Here is a 13,871-nt window from a genome sequence, read left to right on the forward strand (position 1 = left end):
CTACTTTTTTCAGTTCTTCCAATAGCACAACCGGCAAGAGCTCTTTCACATTCTCGACCAACGCCACGCTGGTTTCGGTGCAGACCAGAAGCTCGTCAGGCAGGTGCCGTCAACTTTTTCGAAAAAGGGCCGAAGGGCATCAAGGACCTCTGGGCCCCCTTTGCTTTTGGATCTCAGAAGCAACTGCTCCAGCTCACGTATTTCTCTTTTTATCTTTTCAAGCTTGTTCATTTACTCACCAACCAGCTCGGGGGAAGTAAATTTTCCCCTATCAAGAACAAGGATTTGAGTTCCGCCACCAGATCTCAAATACTCGCCACCATTGAGTGAAAAAGGCGCGATTGTACTTTCGTATACCGATACTTTCGATGTCGTGCTAATTTTATAAACATCGAAAGCACTTGGAACCTGAGACAAACCAAGTAATGAACCCGCCTCTTGAGGATCACGGGGTAACGGCTCGAGCATTTCTTCGCTCATAAAATAGGGCAAATTTTTCGCCTGGTTTGCCGCCAGTCTTAGGAACAACTATATAGATAGCCTGCGCGCTCTCAAGTTTCGCTAGAATAAAGTAGGGCTTCTGATAATAATTATCGACGTAGCTATCGGCCGCCACGCCTGCAGCCAGGGCAAGCAGCTCTGAACCGTTGTCCCCGCATTGGCTTAGCTCACAAACTGAAACAAGCCCCCCTTCTTGAGGGTATTTTTATAGTTCTCGAATGCTTCTAACGTGGAAACGCCCTTCATCTTATAAGCGATTCTGGTAAAACCGCCTACCAGGGTCTCGCTCGTTAGATTACACCCGTTTGCCGCGGAATCATGATCAGGTCATGTTGGTGTAGTTAGTGGATCGCTTACCAGCAGGGCGTGTAATCGTCAGCAGGCTTGGGGCTAATCCGACAGGACGAAGGATCAATCTGGGCAAACGATTCAATTGCGAATCCCTTCTAGAACAGGGCAAGAATATTAGCATTCATAGGGGCGGCGGCGGGTCGGTTGATCTTATTGTTTTGGCGAACTCAAAACGAACCGGCCTTACCGCCGCCTCCTACTTATTCATGCCAACCCGCGATGAACCTATTTTTTTATCCTTATATTTATTAACTGAACCTCAATTCAAACCGCTGATTTCAGTCGTAGGGGCGACCAATACCATCACCATACGATGCTCTGGAGCAACCGTATCAAGGCCTTCGGCACTACCGTAATCAAATATTCCTAGTCCTTCAAAATCGAGAGTCTGCTTAGGCACTCCCAAATCACCCAAAAACTCCGCGACCGTTCTTGCCCGTACAAGCGACAGGTTCATATTGAAGCCCTTATCGCCTATATAATCAGTGTAGCCCAGAAGCTTGACCGAAACACGCGGGTCCCTATTAATCAGTTCTGCAACCGCTTTATATTTTAGCTTCATGGTCGACGATAATTCGGAGCTTCCCAACCCATAGCCCGATACACGAAGACCTTGTTCAAAGCCTTCTTTTGACCAATAGTTCATGATAGCGTTGGCGTAATTATAAATTGATCGCTCAATATCCACCAGCAAAGCAACCTCATCAATCGTCACCCTGACCCTATCACCTACCATAGAAATATGAGCCGACATCACACGCTCAGGCGGGCCGTTCTCGGGATATACAGCGGATATATAGTACTGGTCAGACTGAGCACCATCTTCCTGTTCCGGATAGAACACCCCCCATCCCTTAACAGAACCACAGGATATGTGCTCACACGAAAAAACCAGCTTAAATCCTTCATCGTCAACTACGCTCTTAATGGCGGCCATTGCTTTTAACGTACCGACACCCGCGCCGAGATCCAAGACCTTTCGATCTATCCTTCCCTCAAAAATCTCTGAAGTTTCGGCTCGGAATCCCTCAACTTCTTCAGGAGAGGAGGGGTACTGATAAGCGAGTTTACCCAATATCAGTTCATAGCGACCAAAATCAGTATGCTCGGATGAGAACTCCTGTACGTTGATCAGGGCACTGGTAAACTCACTTGATATCGAAGCGGCTGAGCTGGTAGACATGCCAACCGCTAAAACGACGACCGGAATAAATCCAAAACATTTTGCCCTTATCATAATCTATACCTCCTTGTAACAGTTTAATCTCAGCTTCTACCACCGGATCGGCGTCTGCATTCTGACCACGCTCGTTGCGCTCACCGGTAAATAATATGAGTCGCGAATAAACGACAGTGCCCTGCAGGCGCCCCAGTGAGGACTCTTGGCTCCAGGCAGACTGGCGTACGTTTGGTAAATGATATAATTTACGAATGGCACGATCATCTCATAACACCAATGACCACGAATTTTTAATAGATTAGCATCCTGCAAATTAATATTAACGTTACCCGACGGCGTCTTTACGAGCTTCTGGGAAGAACTCCGGACGTTCAGATTGTCACTGGGCATCTGAACTATTCCTCTCTCAATCCCTTTTCGGTCTAGATAGTATTGTGTAGTTTTGAACTCTTCGTAAATACTTTTGGTTGGGGAAATAATCTGAATATCCCCAATTGGCGCGGCCGGGAGCTTCATCGCGGCCGACAATATTGCTCTCTGCTTCACCAATTCAGTTAGACTGGCATCTTTTATGTACAAAGGCGCCATAGTCTCTGCCAGGCGCTTTTCCATCGCCTTCCCATCCCCGTGTTTTATAGAACCTTCTCTGGCGGCCTGAAATGTGGCATTGTTCATCGTCGCCTTAGCATTATACAAAAAACCCATCTGGACTACGCCAAGCGTCAGCATTACCAAGATAGGCCAGAGCCATATGCTTTCGACAATGAACGAACCCCGCTGTTTACAGTAATTTTCAAGTTGTTTCATGAGATAAGGCTTCCAAACCTATCGCACAAGGTGCTTTATCAGAGATTGCCTGGAATTTCTTAATACTGCAGCACCCGCAGAATCGTTCGGAAAGTGATGCTGCGCCTCATCGAGGACAGCAAGACTTTGCTTTAACCGGGTTAAGGAAAGGTTGCTCCAACCACGAACTTCATCGGGCCGAAGTTCAGTACACTTGGTGAACATGCGTACTGCTGCTTCGAGCTGGCCAGTTCTTACGTATATGTTACCAAGTTTGAGCCAGGGCTCGTAATAGTCCGGCCGTAACTGCGTCACCTTCCGATAGGAGGCCTCTGCTTCAGTGAGCAATCCCGCTTCATATTGTGACGAAGCTCTTTCAACCAAAGCGGTAAATTCCACGTCCTTTCCTGATTTGGCCGTTGCCGCGCAACCGTTAAAGAGCATAAGAAAAAGTGGAATTAAAGCCAACCTCATAATAAAAAATCTGCTTTTACTGCACATCCCAGCACCTTTCGTCTCTAACGCTTAATTTTTCGCCAATGCTTGCAAACGGAAACGCTGCTTGTCCCGATTTCAGCTCCAGCGCATACCTTGCGCCGAAAATAAATCTACACTGGCGTGGCCCTACGGAAGGGCATCTACGGACTACCCGGAAATCTTTATCCAGGAAATAAACATCGATATCAAAATCCATGCCGATCGTGTGTATCGAGGAGCATGGATATATCAGAATACCATCGACTGCACTCGCGGCGTGCTTGCTTTTAAACCCGCGATATCGTTTCAGCCAGGTATCCGCAATGCTGACGATCGCACGCCTACCGCCTTCAGACTCGACCATCGACTTCCGATATTGGGTTTTACCTAGAATTCTGTTTACGACCACCTAAACATTTCCGGCGTCCTCATGCTTATGGTTGCATTACATTTCGTATAGAAACTTCATGGCAATCGGGAAGCCAAGCACAATAAACGTCATCGGGAATATGAAAGCCACCAACGGGAAGATCAGCTTTACTGGTGCTTCCATAGCCATTTTCTCGGCACGCTGAAACCTTTCGACCCGCCGCTGGTCGGCCTGTATTTTCAAGGTGGCGCCGAGGCTACTACCGGTTTTCTCGGCCTGTGCCACTGCACTGACAAAGCTTGTAACCTCTTTTAATTCGAGCCTCTCTGCCATTGCCCTTAGCGCGTCGATCCGATGCATGCCGGCCCTGATATCCCGCATTACCTTCTCGAGTTCGATTTTTAAAGGTCCCGCTGGGCCTTTTTCGATGGACTGTGTAATGGCCCCTGACAGGTTCATGCCGGCCTGAACCGCCATGGTCAGAAAGTCCAGAAAGGTTGGCAGCTGCTTTAATATGAACGCTTCTCTTTTCTTGCGACGATCCCTTAGTGAAAGCGATGGCAATATCCAGCCGATGAAAAACGCCACCGGAAGATAAAATATGTCAAATGCTTCAAGAAGCCACATAATCAAGCCGGCCACGCCTAATGCGCATAATGCAGCCAGGATTTTCAAGCCCACCAGTTCATCGGCCGTCATCAGGTAGGTAACCCCGGATCTTCGCATCTGGCGGTAATAATATTCCAGAACGTCGGTGGGGAAGCGTTCCCCGAAATAGAATGCAAAGATGCTCACCAAGGGCCAGGCCATCCTGAGCATCGGAGGCAATGGGTCCATATAGTCCCGCTCGGCATCGGGTACAGCGTTTTTAATATTTCTTGCAGCAATTAAAAACAGAACCACCGATAGAAACGCTGCGACAAATAAAATCAGCTTCATATAATTTAACCGTTACGTCCTTTTGTTCACCCGGCACGCCCTAGACGTCGATGGTTACAATTTTTTTTATAAAGTGATATCCGAGCAATTCAAAAACCACGATTACCGCGCATACTGCCCAGCCTATTGGCTCGCTCCACAACCTGGACATCGCCTCTGGCTCGATGTGGTAGATAATCATTGCCAAAAACAAAGGAAGAGCTGCCATCACAATGCCCTGATATTTGCCTTGAGCGGTGAGGGACTTAATTTTCCCTTCCATCTCCAGCTTTTTCCGGATCGTCTCTCCCAGTCGTTCGAGGGTGCCTGCCAGTTGACCGCCTATTTCCCGGGAAATTTTGATCCCGGAGGCGACCAGTGCAAGCTCTTGTACCGGCATACGGTGGCAAAGGTTATCCAAAGCTTCAGCATAGTCCGTTCCCATCCTTACCTCTCTCTGGAAAAGACCAAATTCCTGCTTGATCGGGCCCGATGTTTCCGAAAGCACCGTGTCCAACGCCGTTGACATATTCCCACCTGCCCTCATGCTATTGGCCAACGCGAGAAGAAAATCCGGCAAGTCAGACAGGAACTGGTTTTGCCGCCTGGTTTTGAAGAATTCGTATAACCAGCTTGGCGCCCAGGCTCCAAGCACAGATGCCATCAACGCGACAACCAGAAAACCGCTTGCAATCCAGGTAATTAAAAAAAACAACAACAAACAAACAATATTGACGATGTACAGTTTCGCAGGGTCAACAAAAATGAAGAGGTCGGTTAGATTTTCCCTCGCTGATTCGGTAAAATTTTCTTCATATCTTTTAATCCCAACATTTACATAATAGATACAAACTGCTGCAATCAAAAAGGCAAAGAAGGAGGAGCCGATAACGGCTGCCAGTACTGTGTTAGACATGGCTGTGGTCCGCCGCCATGTCTGTTTTGGGCGCTTTTTCGAAAATCGACAGGTCGACATGGGTTCCCTGATCCGCCAGCCTTTCGTAGAACTCGGGTATCAGACCGGTCGGCTCGAAAACTCCCTTAACTTTTCCATCAGACCCGTAGCCCCTCTGTCGAAAACGGAATATCTCGGCCAGTTGAACGGTATTCCCTTCCAGTCCGGTCACCTCAGCAATAGACGTAACCTTGCGACTGCCACAGGAAAACCGGGTCTGCTGCACAATAATATTAACAGCAGAAGCAACCTGCTCCCTGATGGCGGTCAGAGGCATTTCAATTCCACTCATCATTACGAGCACTTCCAATCTGGATATACAATCGCGAGGGGAGTTGGCGTGGATAGTGGTCAAAGAACCATCATGCCCGGTATTCATGGCCTGCAACATATCGAGCGCCTCACCGGCGCGGCACTCCCCCACCACGATCCGGTCGGGCCGCATCCGCAAACAGTTCTTCACAAGGTCTCGGATAGAAACCAAACCCTTGCCTTCCTGATTAGCAGGCCGGGCTTCCAAGCCAACCAAATTCGGCTGAATCAGGCTTAGCTCAGCAGCGTCTTCTACTGTAATGATTCGTTCGGATTCGGGAATAAAATTCGACAACACGTTGAGCAGCGTGGTCTTGCCGGAGCCGGTACCACCGGAGATAACCACGTTCCTTTTCGCCTTTACAGACATTTCAATGAAATTAATCATTGAAGGGCTTACGGATCCGAAATCGATCAGATTTTGCGCTCTCAGCCGCTCCTTGGCAAACTTACGAATGGTTATGCTCGGACCTTTCAATGCGAGAGGAGGAATAATCGCGTTTACCCGCGAACCATCAGGCAACCGGGCGTCAACCATGGGGGAACTCTCGTCAATACGTCGCCCCAATGGTGCAACTATTCTCTCAATCGCACTAATCACTGCTCTGTCGTCAGTAAAGGTAATGTGGGATTTTTTTAGACGGCCGTTCTGTTCGAAGAAGATCTGATCGGCGGAGTTGACCATAATTTCCGTTATCGAGTCATCACCCAGCAGCTCTTCCAGCGGACCCAATCCTACAGCCTCAGCCAGTGATTGCCTTGCCAGTTCCGCCTGGTCGATATCATTCGGTAAGTCGTCGATATCGGCGATGATTTTCTCAATCGCTTTACTGGTAATCGCGCGTAGCTCTGCGTCACTCAGTTTATTAACATCTATTCTTCGGAGATCCAGCAATTTTACAAGTTTGTCGCGTACGATAATACGCCAGCCCGCATAGAGCTGATCCATTTCAGCAATTTGGCCTTCGGTATCGAGACGGGCCAAATCCGTGGAAACCGACGGCGCCGATTCCCTGGCCTCATTTTCGGTTTTAACTGAAGCGCCAACCGCAACGACGCTATTCTGAACTCGCTTGCAGGTAACCCGAAGTAGGTAGTCTCCAATGGTTATCGAATCCTCTACCGTTATCGGCCCGTGGGAAGAAACCCGAGTGCCATTAACGATAATGCCGGTCTTGGACGAATTATCCTCAATAAATACCCCTTCTTCTTTTTCCAGCAGCCACGCATGTACCCCGCAAACCTTGCGGCCCTGGAGAACGATCATGTTATCCCGGTCACGACCAATACGACATTTTTCATTGGCGCAGTGTGCCTTCTGGAGCACCTTGCCTTTTTTTGAGGATACCTGTATCTCGAACATGGCTTACTCCATCAAGGCTTCGTTCAGCTTTCCGTCTGCCCAGGGCTTGGACATCTCCCGACCAAGCTGCAGCAAATCCTTGTTCTTCTGGCTATCTGCCGTTATCAGCTGAGGAGTCACAAACATGACGATTTCTGTTTTTTCCTCAATTTTTTCGGTCGACCGGAAAAGCGCACCCACATAAGGAATATCACCGAGGAGGGGCACCTTAATCACCTGGTCAGAGGCGTTTGCGGTCGCCAAACCGGAGATGACAATGGTCTCTTTTGCTTTAACGTTAATCACGTTAGAAACGTTTCTTGTCAGCAGGCCCGGCGTGTCGCCAGCCTGGTTGGCCCTGTCGATTGAGCTCACTTCAGCGGCGATAGCGGTCATTATGTTGCCGTTAGCGTCGACCAGCGGCTCGATATCGAGGCTGATGCCATATTGCCGGAACTGGATAACGGGGCGCCCCAGTTCGTCAATCGTCTGATAGGGAAGCTCGCCGCCAGAGTTGAACGAGGCGACTTCACCACTACGGGTGACCAGTTTCGGGGAAGCCAGTATGGAGGCTTCGCCGGTTTCCGCCATAAGGTCAATTTGCGAAGCAAGGCCGGTGCTCAAACCGGCATAGCCGTAAAACGTATCGACGCCAGCGCCACCGACGGCTTCGATAATATCCTCGGAAAGGTCATTGGCATCTGGCGAGAACACAGCAAATCTTGAGTTGGTGGCGATAGGGGCGTACAAACCAACGGCAGGACCTGCAGCGACCTGACCCCATCGAATTCCAAGTTGTTCGGCCGCCCTGCGATTTACCTCAATAATCCTGACGTCCATCAACACCATGTCTTTCATGGTGAATTCCTTTTCCGTGGTCAGGTTAAGACTCCCGGGCAGAGCTGCCGTAAGCTGCGTTACCCTGTCACGGTTTTCGGGCGCAATCTCTCCTTCGAAAATAACAACACCATCAACTTGCCTTAGCTTGAGCTCGGGGATGCTCTCGGCAAAGCCCCTAGCGGTGCTCAGAGCCCGTGACAGGTTCTGCTGAAATACGGTGACAATAAACCGGGTCCGGCGGTCACCCGCTGTCCATACTTCCACCGTGCTTTCACCAACGCCGTTGGCGATGAACAACAGTTGGCCGTTATCGAGTGCCCGATAACTGATGACTTCCGAATTACCGACGGCTACCCGTTTGACATCAGCGAGATCAAATACACGGACCTGACCAACGAACATGGAAACGTACTTCGTCTCAGCCGCTGTCGCCCCGGATATCTTGAGCCCCAGAATCAATGCCAGCAGCAACCATCGCGCTACAGACTTTTCCGCACTGAATATCGTGTTCAACATCCGTGTTACTCCGACTCAACAGTGTTTTTGCTTTGGGACGCAGCAATCGCGCCCTGAAACTTCTGGGGCAGCCTGTATAGATCAACCCTTCCTGTCGACTTATCGAATCCAGGCTCTTCATAACGGACTTCGAGAACTCCATCATTCGACTTTCCGCCGATGTTTTCGATGCCGAACGAACCTGTCTGCAGACCGCGGGAACCACCGGGATAGGACGCGATACTTTCATCTATTGGGTGACGTAGAAGAATATTGAGAGTGTCGTTTTCACGGGCCATCAGTATTTCGGTGACCAGATAAGCCGGCACGGCAATGGTGATCGTGCCGTAAAACGGCTCGTCAGGATAAACGCCATTCGCTTTCGCGTACTTGGCGTCAAGTCGGGTCATGGTGCCTGTCGCCAGTACCTCTACCCTTTCCATCAGCCGACGAAGCACATAGCCCTTGGTGCCTGCTTCGCCATTCTCCTGCTCACCGGCGATTACCAGATCGATGAAGTCGCCTGCTTCGAGCATGCCTGCGACCGCATTGAGTTCGTCAACGGATAATGTCATGGCCCGCCAGCCTTCTTTGAGGTGATCGGAAAAACTCGATTGGTGACTCAAACCCGAGATGTAAGACTTCAGCAGAGGCCTTCCCGGATCCAGCGGGACTAGAATCGCTTTCTTCGCGTAAAACTTGAATTCCTCGGGAGCAATGGCGTCCTGCGGCAGGTATTTTTGTGGAACTTCGGCAATCGCCATATTCTCCAGGGTTATCGATCCCCCGGGGGCCATAGCCTGACTGGCGACCACCACCTCGACGGCGGGGCCGTCCATCGAAGCGGCGGCTTGCCTCAGTTCTGCCTCACGGCTATTCAGATAGGAAAGCGTGCCCCAACCAGCGAGACCCGCGAAAATGAGAGCGAGCAGCATGAGACCGCCCGTTTTAAGAAAACCAGCCATTGAACTTCCATCCCTGGTAAAACTGCGAAAAAAAATTCCATTCTACAACGGGTACGACGCACCCCAGATGTAGCGGTGGTGACTGTCCTTGAACCCCTGTATCATCATTTCCATAACTGATTCGCTATGGCCGGGCACAGGCAAAAACAACATTGCCACCACAACCGCTGTTGCTACGAGATATTCTATCGTTGTTGCGCCAGATTGATGTGAGCGGCGCAACAAACGGACTGAGGAACGGGTCTCGCCATGTATGTTTTTGCGACACCTCTCAGTCATAGCTTTCCACCAGAACGCCATAGCTTTCGTTGTCTATTCGATTGAAAACAATACTAATCTCACCATTACCTTTGTTCATCAGCAGCAGCGCTGTGTCCCTGTCAGCCGAAAGCTGAGATAACTCCTTCCACCCTTGGGCCATATAAAGCTCCCGGTAGAAATGATAATTGGCCTCTACTGTCTGTTGATTCTTGAACTGGACCACCCGTCCACGCTTACCGGCATCGTCAGAGGCAAGATCCAGGAGAATTTCCGACCCAGCGGGTTTGGCGAACCCGTCCGGCTTGTGATTCACCAGGTCCATTGGCCGGGAAACAGCCAGAAACCCGAATGAGGATCCCATGGCCGCTTCCCGCACCTGCACCGTATAAAAGTAGGGCTCGTCGGAACGACTGATAATTTGCCATCCACCGGCTTCATTTTCGAGGAACCCGGGACCTTTCGACTCTGCCGGATCCTGCCATTCCTGCCGATAGTAGGCGAGGATTTCCTCGGGCGACTGAGAACTGGAAAGCTCCCACACCCGAGTAGGTAAACCATTAATATTCAGATCTTCACCAACAATGACCACTTTGGCCCCGTCGGGAACGGCAAGCTCAGGCCCCTCTACTGCATGAACCTGCGGCATTAAAATTGCCATGCTGCAGAAAACGAGCGCCACCTTGCCTGCACCACTCATCATGTCAGAGAATACGGTGAGGGATTGTCCATACTTCAGATTCAACATGATAGCCCGCCCCCAGATTCTGCTAATCGGTGACAGGGAACAATATCCACATCAATTTTGCCCAACTCCATCCTCTTGAAGTCTTTAAAGCCTCCCAAGGAACCTAACGTTTTTAACCCAGAGTCGATACTGGCGTTTTTTAACAGGGTTGTGGCCACGATGCCGTCGATAGAACTTCTAATTCTATCGGGTGAGCCTGCATTCCAACTCTCGGTGAGCAACGTATTTGTGCTACTCACGGTCGCAGGTGTCCAACCATAGTCCAGAGCAGGGATCCAGTCATATTTCCAGGAAATGGTAGAGGTCTGAAGACCTTTATCATTAAGATCGAGTCCATAGGAAACCACACCGCTCAAGGCTTTGGCGATCGATCCCTTCGCAGCCTTGTCATCCTTGAAAGAAAAAGTGTGCAGTACGCCTTTCTCTTCCTTAAATACCGGTCCTCGTTTTCCATCCCCCTTATTGAGGCCCAGCATAGGATCAAACTTCCGACTTTTTGCTTTGACTACCTTTCCATCAGCGTCGCTATCGATAGGCGCGTTGGGTCGGCCAATGACCCTGGAGACAGCTTCATTCAGTACTACTCCATCTGACTTGTGGTGCGCCCCACCTCCACCCGCAGACCAGACGGTGCGCTCCCATGCCGCGTACCGGGCTGCCTCGTGCATCTCATGCTGGCTATTGCCGATCTTCATCAGGTACACACTGCCGAGCGTGACGGGTACCAACAGGAACGTAGCCACTATCACGAACTCCACGAGGGCCTGGCCTGCCTGGCAATTCGCTGAACGCGATATACAACTCTTCATTGTCGCCTCTCCTTGAAGTTAGCCTACTCTCAACTATCTGAGACCACTGCCTAAAGTATCGTCACAGCCAGTCTCAAAAGGGCAGTGCTATCCTTGATTTCAGCCAGCCGCGGCTGCCAGAAAGGGTTATAGAGATTGCCGTATTCCCTTTTTTTATCCCAGCGGCGAAATACGCTCACATCATTAGGTCGAGAAAAATAGGGCACAGCCTGACTCAGCGCAGACAATCTGTTTTTAAAGAATCCGCCTTCAGCCTCAAGGTTGAGATCATCCGACCCGCCCCCAAACGAAGTGTGCTTGACCGTCTTCACGCCACCACCGCTATGGGGCTTGGTAAGCACCACAGCTATCCCTGGCCCCTCGCTCACGAGACCATCCTGCTTGATATCAAAGAAGGGCTGCAGTCCATTAAACCTACCGCTTGGTCCCAAGCCTGTGTATTCGGTCGCAGCCGCCCAAGAGGTTTTCTTGTTTATCCGGAAAGAGCTTGCATACCTGTGCTTACCACCCAGCTCCCGAAAGAAAGTGAAGGACCTTTCGCCGTCGGTAGCCGCAGCGCCCCAGGCGATAGGCATCCCCTCTTTCCAGGACCGCCAACGGCACCGCCAAGAACCACACTTGTACCATTTGAGATGAACGGCCATCGTGTCCATTGCCGACCAGGTATAGTAGCTGCCAATCTCATCGGGATTTTTCGAGCTACCCGTCAGCTCACTGCCTCCTGTTTTTCTCACCCGGAGCTTTAGAACTTTCCATACAGCGGTGAAAGATTTCACATAATCGTATGTACGATTTTTCGAGAAATCATCACGAGATTCAAGGGTAACCTGCCTGAATTCATCCATTCGCTTTTTGTTATCGTCGTATGTGTCGGTCCACCATTTGGCCTTGTTCGTTTTGGTGACTTTCGAAGGAGAATAGCGTTTTGTAAATGCCAGATGATTTTTGGCGTACTGAGCCGCGAAGGGAGCACTACTTAAGGAAATCGAACGATCCACATCAGGGTCATTCCGCTTTACCACTTCGTCAAAGATATCTTCGGCCATTGCCAGAGTACCCCCGTGATGCACCACCTGCGCATAACTTAGTGTTTGCTCAATGACGTTAATAGAAGTGATAGCAATTTCGGTCGCCACTTCAAGAGCCTTCATAGTGATCGCAATACCTTTAGAGACCGCAGCAAAGGCTAATCTCAAGGGCGGAAACGCGCTTGCCACGTGAGATATATTTTCCGTATAACGTGTAGCGAAGCGCGCCCATGAAATAAGACTAATAGACTGAGCCAATCCTACCTGGTTAGCAACCATCGCCCGGTTGGTATAGGATTTGAAGTTTAGATCTCGGGCCTCGACGGCAGCCACGCTAAACGCAGCCGAATCTGCCGTGTTTTGCAGGCGCGTTTTTTCTCCGGAAATGCGGCTAACATTAAATGAGTACCCCACAGAAAGAACTATCAACACCAGCACGCCGAGGCAGTATACCAAAACGCTACCATGCTGTTTTGACAAATAGTTATTCGGCCTGGCTTCGTTCATGTCTTTTCATCCATGCGAAAATCTTAGTCACTTTTTTTTAACAATCTTCCCATTCTTTCAGTGGGTACGTCATCATTACAAGAGTACTTCCATTCTCAATAAACATAGGGTCTTCACTTGTAGAAACCATAACGCCGAGATCGGTATCCGTATCTCCGTCCTTAAATAGTTGGCAACCCTCTGGGTCCAATCCATCAGCATCAATTTGCGAGTACCCTCGAGGGGTCAACTCTGAATGATAATAGCTACAGACTTCTGCAACCGAGAGTTCTGTCCTTAACCCCAAAGTACAGAATTTATTTCCACTCACGCCCATAAACTTCCCACCTGGAGGAGGCGGGAAGGGAACCTCCGACGCATCCGGCATCTTCATTTCCGGATCAATCTCTTGCAAAGGCATATCCTTACCAATAACGCCCCACTCTGCGTAAGGCTCGGCTGACGCGATGCAAGACCAAAAAACACTAAAACCAAGAGCCACCTTGATGAACCTCATCAAACTCTCCTGTCGCTAGAGAATAAACTGACCGGACGGATATCCGGTCAGCTCGTTGTATATTCGGAACTTACTTCTGGTTCCCGTCGTAATAGTTTGACAAGTCTTTTTTTGTTGTTGCCTGTTTTTCAGCGTCAGCAGCAGACGTCTTCGCTGCGTCTCTTGCTTTCTTACCAGATTCGCCTGAAAGTTCCTGTGCCAGACCCGCCATTTGCGTTCTGACGGTGTCGCCAAAAAGACGATAGACTCCAATCGCCGCAACAGCGATAAGCGCTACGATAATGATGTATTCAGTCATGCCCTGACCGCGGATGCGACGAATTCTTACTGGTTGCATAATGTATTCTCCTTGGAAGCGATATATCCTTTAAGCAGACCAGTCAGTAACAGCTTCGTCCCCGGCCTTTGACGGCAACACGATGGCGCCGACTAACCTTGGAACACGAGAGGCAACAGAAGAAAGAGAAGTACCCGGGAGGGCTGACACCCTCAAAACTGAGGGTGCAGGGCTCGACTCACTTCCTTGTGTTAGC

The 13,871-nt window shown here is 50.0% G+C and carries 15 protein-coding genes; all 15 read right to left on the reverse strand.

Annotated features, from left to right (window positions below):
- Nucleotides 1-231 precede the first annotated feature (231 nt).
- The 15 genes from BM346_RS17955 to BM346_RS09645 all read right to left on the reverse strand — a co-directional run bounded on the left by BM346_RS17955 (nucleotide 232) and on the right by BM346_RS09645 (nucleotide 13,675).
- Entirely contained in the window at nucleotides 232-528 is a 297-nt protein-coding gene (locus BM346_RS17955; protein ID WP_139229929.1) for a hypothetical protein, read from the reverse strand.
- Nucleotides 529-1,111: 583 nt separating this feature from the next.
- Complete coding sequence (locus tag BM346_RS09580) at nucleotides 1,112-2,089, reverse strand: OmpA family protein (protein ID WP_092011413.1); 978 nt, start codon at nucleotides 2,087-2,089, stop codon at nucleotides 1,112-1,114.
- Nucleotides 2,090-2,125: 36 nt separating this feature from the next.
- The gene (locus tag BM346_RS09585; protein WP_092011416.1) at nucleotides 2,126-2,839 is read right to left on the reverse strand and encodes a TadE family protein; all 714 of its coding nucleotides are present in this window, start codon (nucleotides 2,837-2,839) and stop codon (nucleotides 2,126-2,128) included.
- An 18-nt stretch (nucleotides 2,840-2,857) separates the two neighbouring features.
- Nucleotides 2,858-3,217, reverse strand: coding sequence for a tetratricopeptide repeat protein (locus tag BM346_RS09590; RefSeq protein ID WP_167812608.1), 360 nt, complete (start codon nucleotides 3,215-3,217; stop codon nucleotides 2,858-2,860).
- Nucleotides 3,218-3,308: 91 nt separating this feature from the next.
- Complete coding sequence (locus BM346_RS18475; RefSeq protein ID WP_139229930.1) at nucleotides 3,309-3,659, reverse strand: DUF192 domain-containing protein; 351 nt, start codon at nucleotides 3,657-3,659, stop codon at nucleotides 3,309-3,311.
- A gap of 81 nt (nucleotides 3,660-3,740) precedes the next feature.
- The gene (locus BM346_RS09600; RefSeq protein ID WP_206675671.1) at nucleotides 3,741-4,604 is read right to left on the reverse strand and encodes a type II secretion system F family protein; all 864 of its coding nucleotides are present in this window, start codon (nucleotides 4,602-4,604) and stop codon (nucleotides 3,741-3,743) included.
- Nucleotides 4,605-4,644: 40 nt separating this feature from the next.
- Complete coding sequence (locus tag BM346_RS09605; protein ID WP_167812607.1) at nucleotides 4,645-5,499, reverse strand: type II secretion system F family protein; 855 nt, start codon at nucleotides 5,497-5,499, stop codon at nucleotides 4,645-4,647.
- Nucleotides 5,492-7,213, reverse strand: a complete 1,722-nt coding sequence (locus BM346_RS09610) for an ATPase, T2SS/T4P/T4SS family (protein ID WP_092011429.1) — start codon at nucleotides 7,211-7,213, stop codon at nucleotides 5,492-5,494. The genes BM346_RS09605 and BM346_RS09610 overlap by 8 nt, the downstream gene beginning before the upstream one ends.
- Before the next feature lie 3 nt (nucleotides 7,214-7,216).
- Entirely contained in the window at nucleotides 7,217-8,548 is a 1,332-nt protein-coding gene (locus BM346_RS09615) for a type II and III secretion system protein family protein (protein ID WP_092011432.1), read from the reverse strand.
- A 5-nt stretch (nucleotides 8,549-8,553) separates the two neighbouring features.
- Entirely contained in the window at nucleotides 8,554-9,492 is a 939-nt protein-coding gene (gene cpaB, locus BM346_RS09620; protein WP_092011435.1) for a Flp pilus assembly protein CpaB, read from the reverse strand.
- A 271-nt stretch (nucleotides 9,493-9,763) separates the two neighbouring features.
- Entirely contained in the window at nucleotides 9,764-10,498 is a 735-nt protein-coding gene (locus BM346_RS09625; RefSeq protein WP_092011437.1) for a hypothetical protein, read from the reverse strand.
- Nucleotides 10,492-11,241 (reverse strand): hypothetical protein, encoded by a 750-nt coding sequence (locus BM346_RS09630; protein WP_167812606.1) that lies wholly within the window; start codon nucleotides 11,239-11,241, stop codon nucleotides 10,492-10,494. The genes BM346_RS09625 and BM346_RS09630 overlap by 7 nt, the downstream gene beginning before the upstream one ends.
- Nucleotides 11,242-11,357: 116 nt before the next feature.
- Nucleotides 11,358-12,842, reverse strand: a complete 1,485-nt coding sequence (locus BM346_RS09635; RefSeq protein WP_092011442.1) for a Tad domain-containing protein — start codon at nucleotides 12,840-12,842, stop codon at nucleotides 11,358-11,360.
- Between the two features lie 37 nt (nucleotides 12,843-12,879).
- Entirely contained in the window at nucleotides 12,880-13,338 is a 459-nt protein-coding gene (locus BM346_RS09640) for a hypothetical protein (RefSeq protein WP_092011444.1), read from the reverse strand.
- Nucleotides 13,339-13,408: 70 nt separating this feature from the next.
- Nucleotides 13,409-13,675: a Flp family type IVb pilin gene (locus BM346_RS09645; RefSeq protein ID WP_092011446.1), complete on the reverse strand. Its 267-nt coding sequence runs from the start codon at nucleotides 13,673-13,675 to the stop codon at nucleotides 13,409-13,411.
- Nucleotides 13,676-13,871: the final 196 nt, after the last annotated feature.

This window comes from Marinobacter daqiaonensis (assembly GCF_900115285.1).
Taxonomy (GTDB): domain Bacteria; phylum Pseudomonadota; class Gammaproteobacteria; order Pseudomonadales; family Oleiphilaceae; genus Marinobacter; species Marinobacter daqiaonensis.

Coding starts and splice junctions, on each gene's coding strand:
- BM346_RS09580 (WP_092011413.1), bottom strand. CDS start 2,089: ATGATAAGGGCAAAATGTTTTGGATTTATTCCGGTCGTCGTTTTAGCG.
- BM346_RS09585 (WP_092011416.1), bottom strand. CDS start 2,839: ATGAAACAACTTGAAAATTACTGTAAACAGCGGGGTTCGTTCATTGTC.
- BM346_RS18475 (WP_139229930.1), bottom strand. CDS start 3,659: ATGGTCGAGTCTGAAGGCGGTAGGCGTGCGATCGTCAGCATTGCGGAT.
- BM346_RS09600 (WP_206675671.1), bottom strand. CDS start 4,604: ATGAAGCTGATTTTATTTGTCGCAGCGTTTCTATCGGTGGTTCTGTTT.
- BM346_RS09605 (WP_167812607.1), bottom strand. CDS start 5,499: ATGTCTAACACAGTACTGGCAGCCGTTATCGGCTCCTCCTTCTTTGCC.
- BM346_RS09610 (WP_092011429.1), bottom strand. CDS start 7,213: ATGTTCGAGATACAGGTATCCTCAAAAAAAGGCAAGGTGCTCCAGAAG.
- BM346_RS09615 (WP_092011432.1), bottom strand. CDS start 8,548: ATGTTGAACACGATATTCAGTGCGGAAAAGTCTGTAGCGCGATGGTTG.
- cpaB (WP_092011435.1), bottom strand. CDS start 9,492: ATGGCTGGTTTTCTTAAAACGGGCGGTCTCATGCTGCTCGCTCTCATT.
- BM346_RS09625 (WP_092011437.1), bottom strand. CDS start 10,498: ATGTTGAATCTGAAGTATGGACAATCCCTCACCGTATTCTCTGACATG.
- BM346_RS09635 (WP_092011442.1), bottom strand. CDS start 12,842: ATGAACGAAGCCAGGCCGAATAACTATTTGTCAAAACAGCATGGTAGC.
- BM346_RS09640 (WP_092011444.1), bottom strand. CDS start 13,338: ATGAGGTTCATCAAGGTGGCTCTTGGTTTTAGTGTTTTTTGGTCTTGC.
- BM346_RS09645 (WP_092011446.1), bottom strand. CDS start 13,675: ATGCAACCAGTAAGAATTCGTCGCATCCGCGGTCAGGGCATGACTGAA.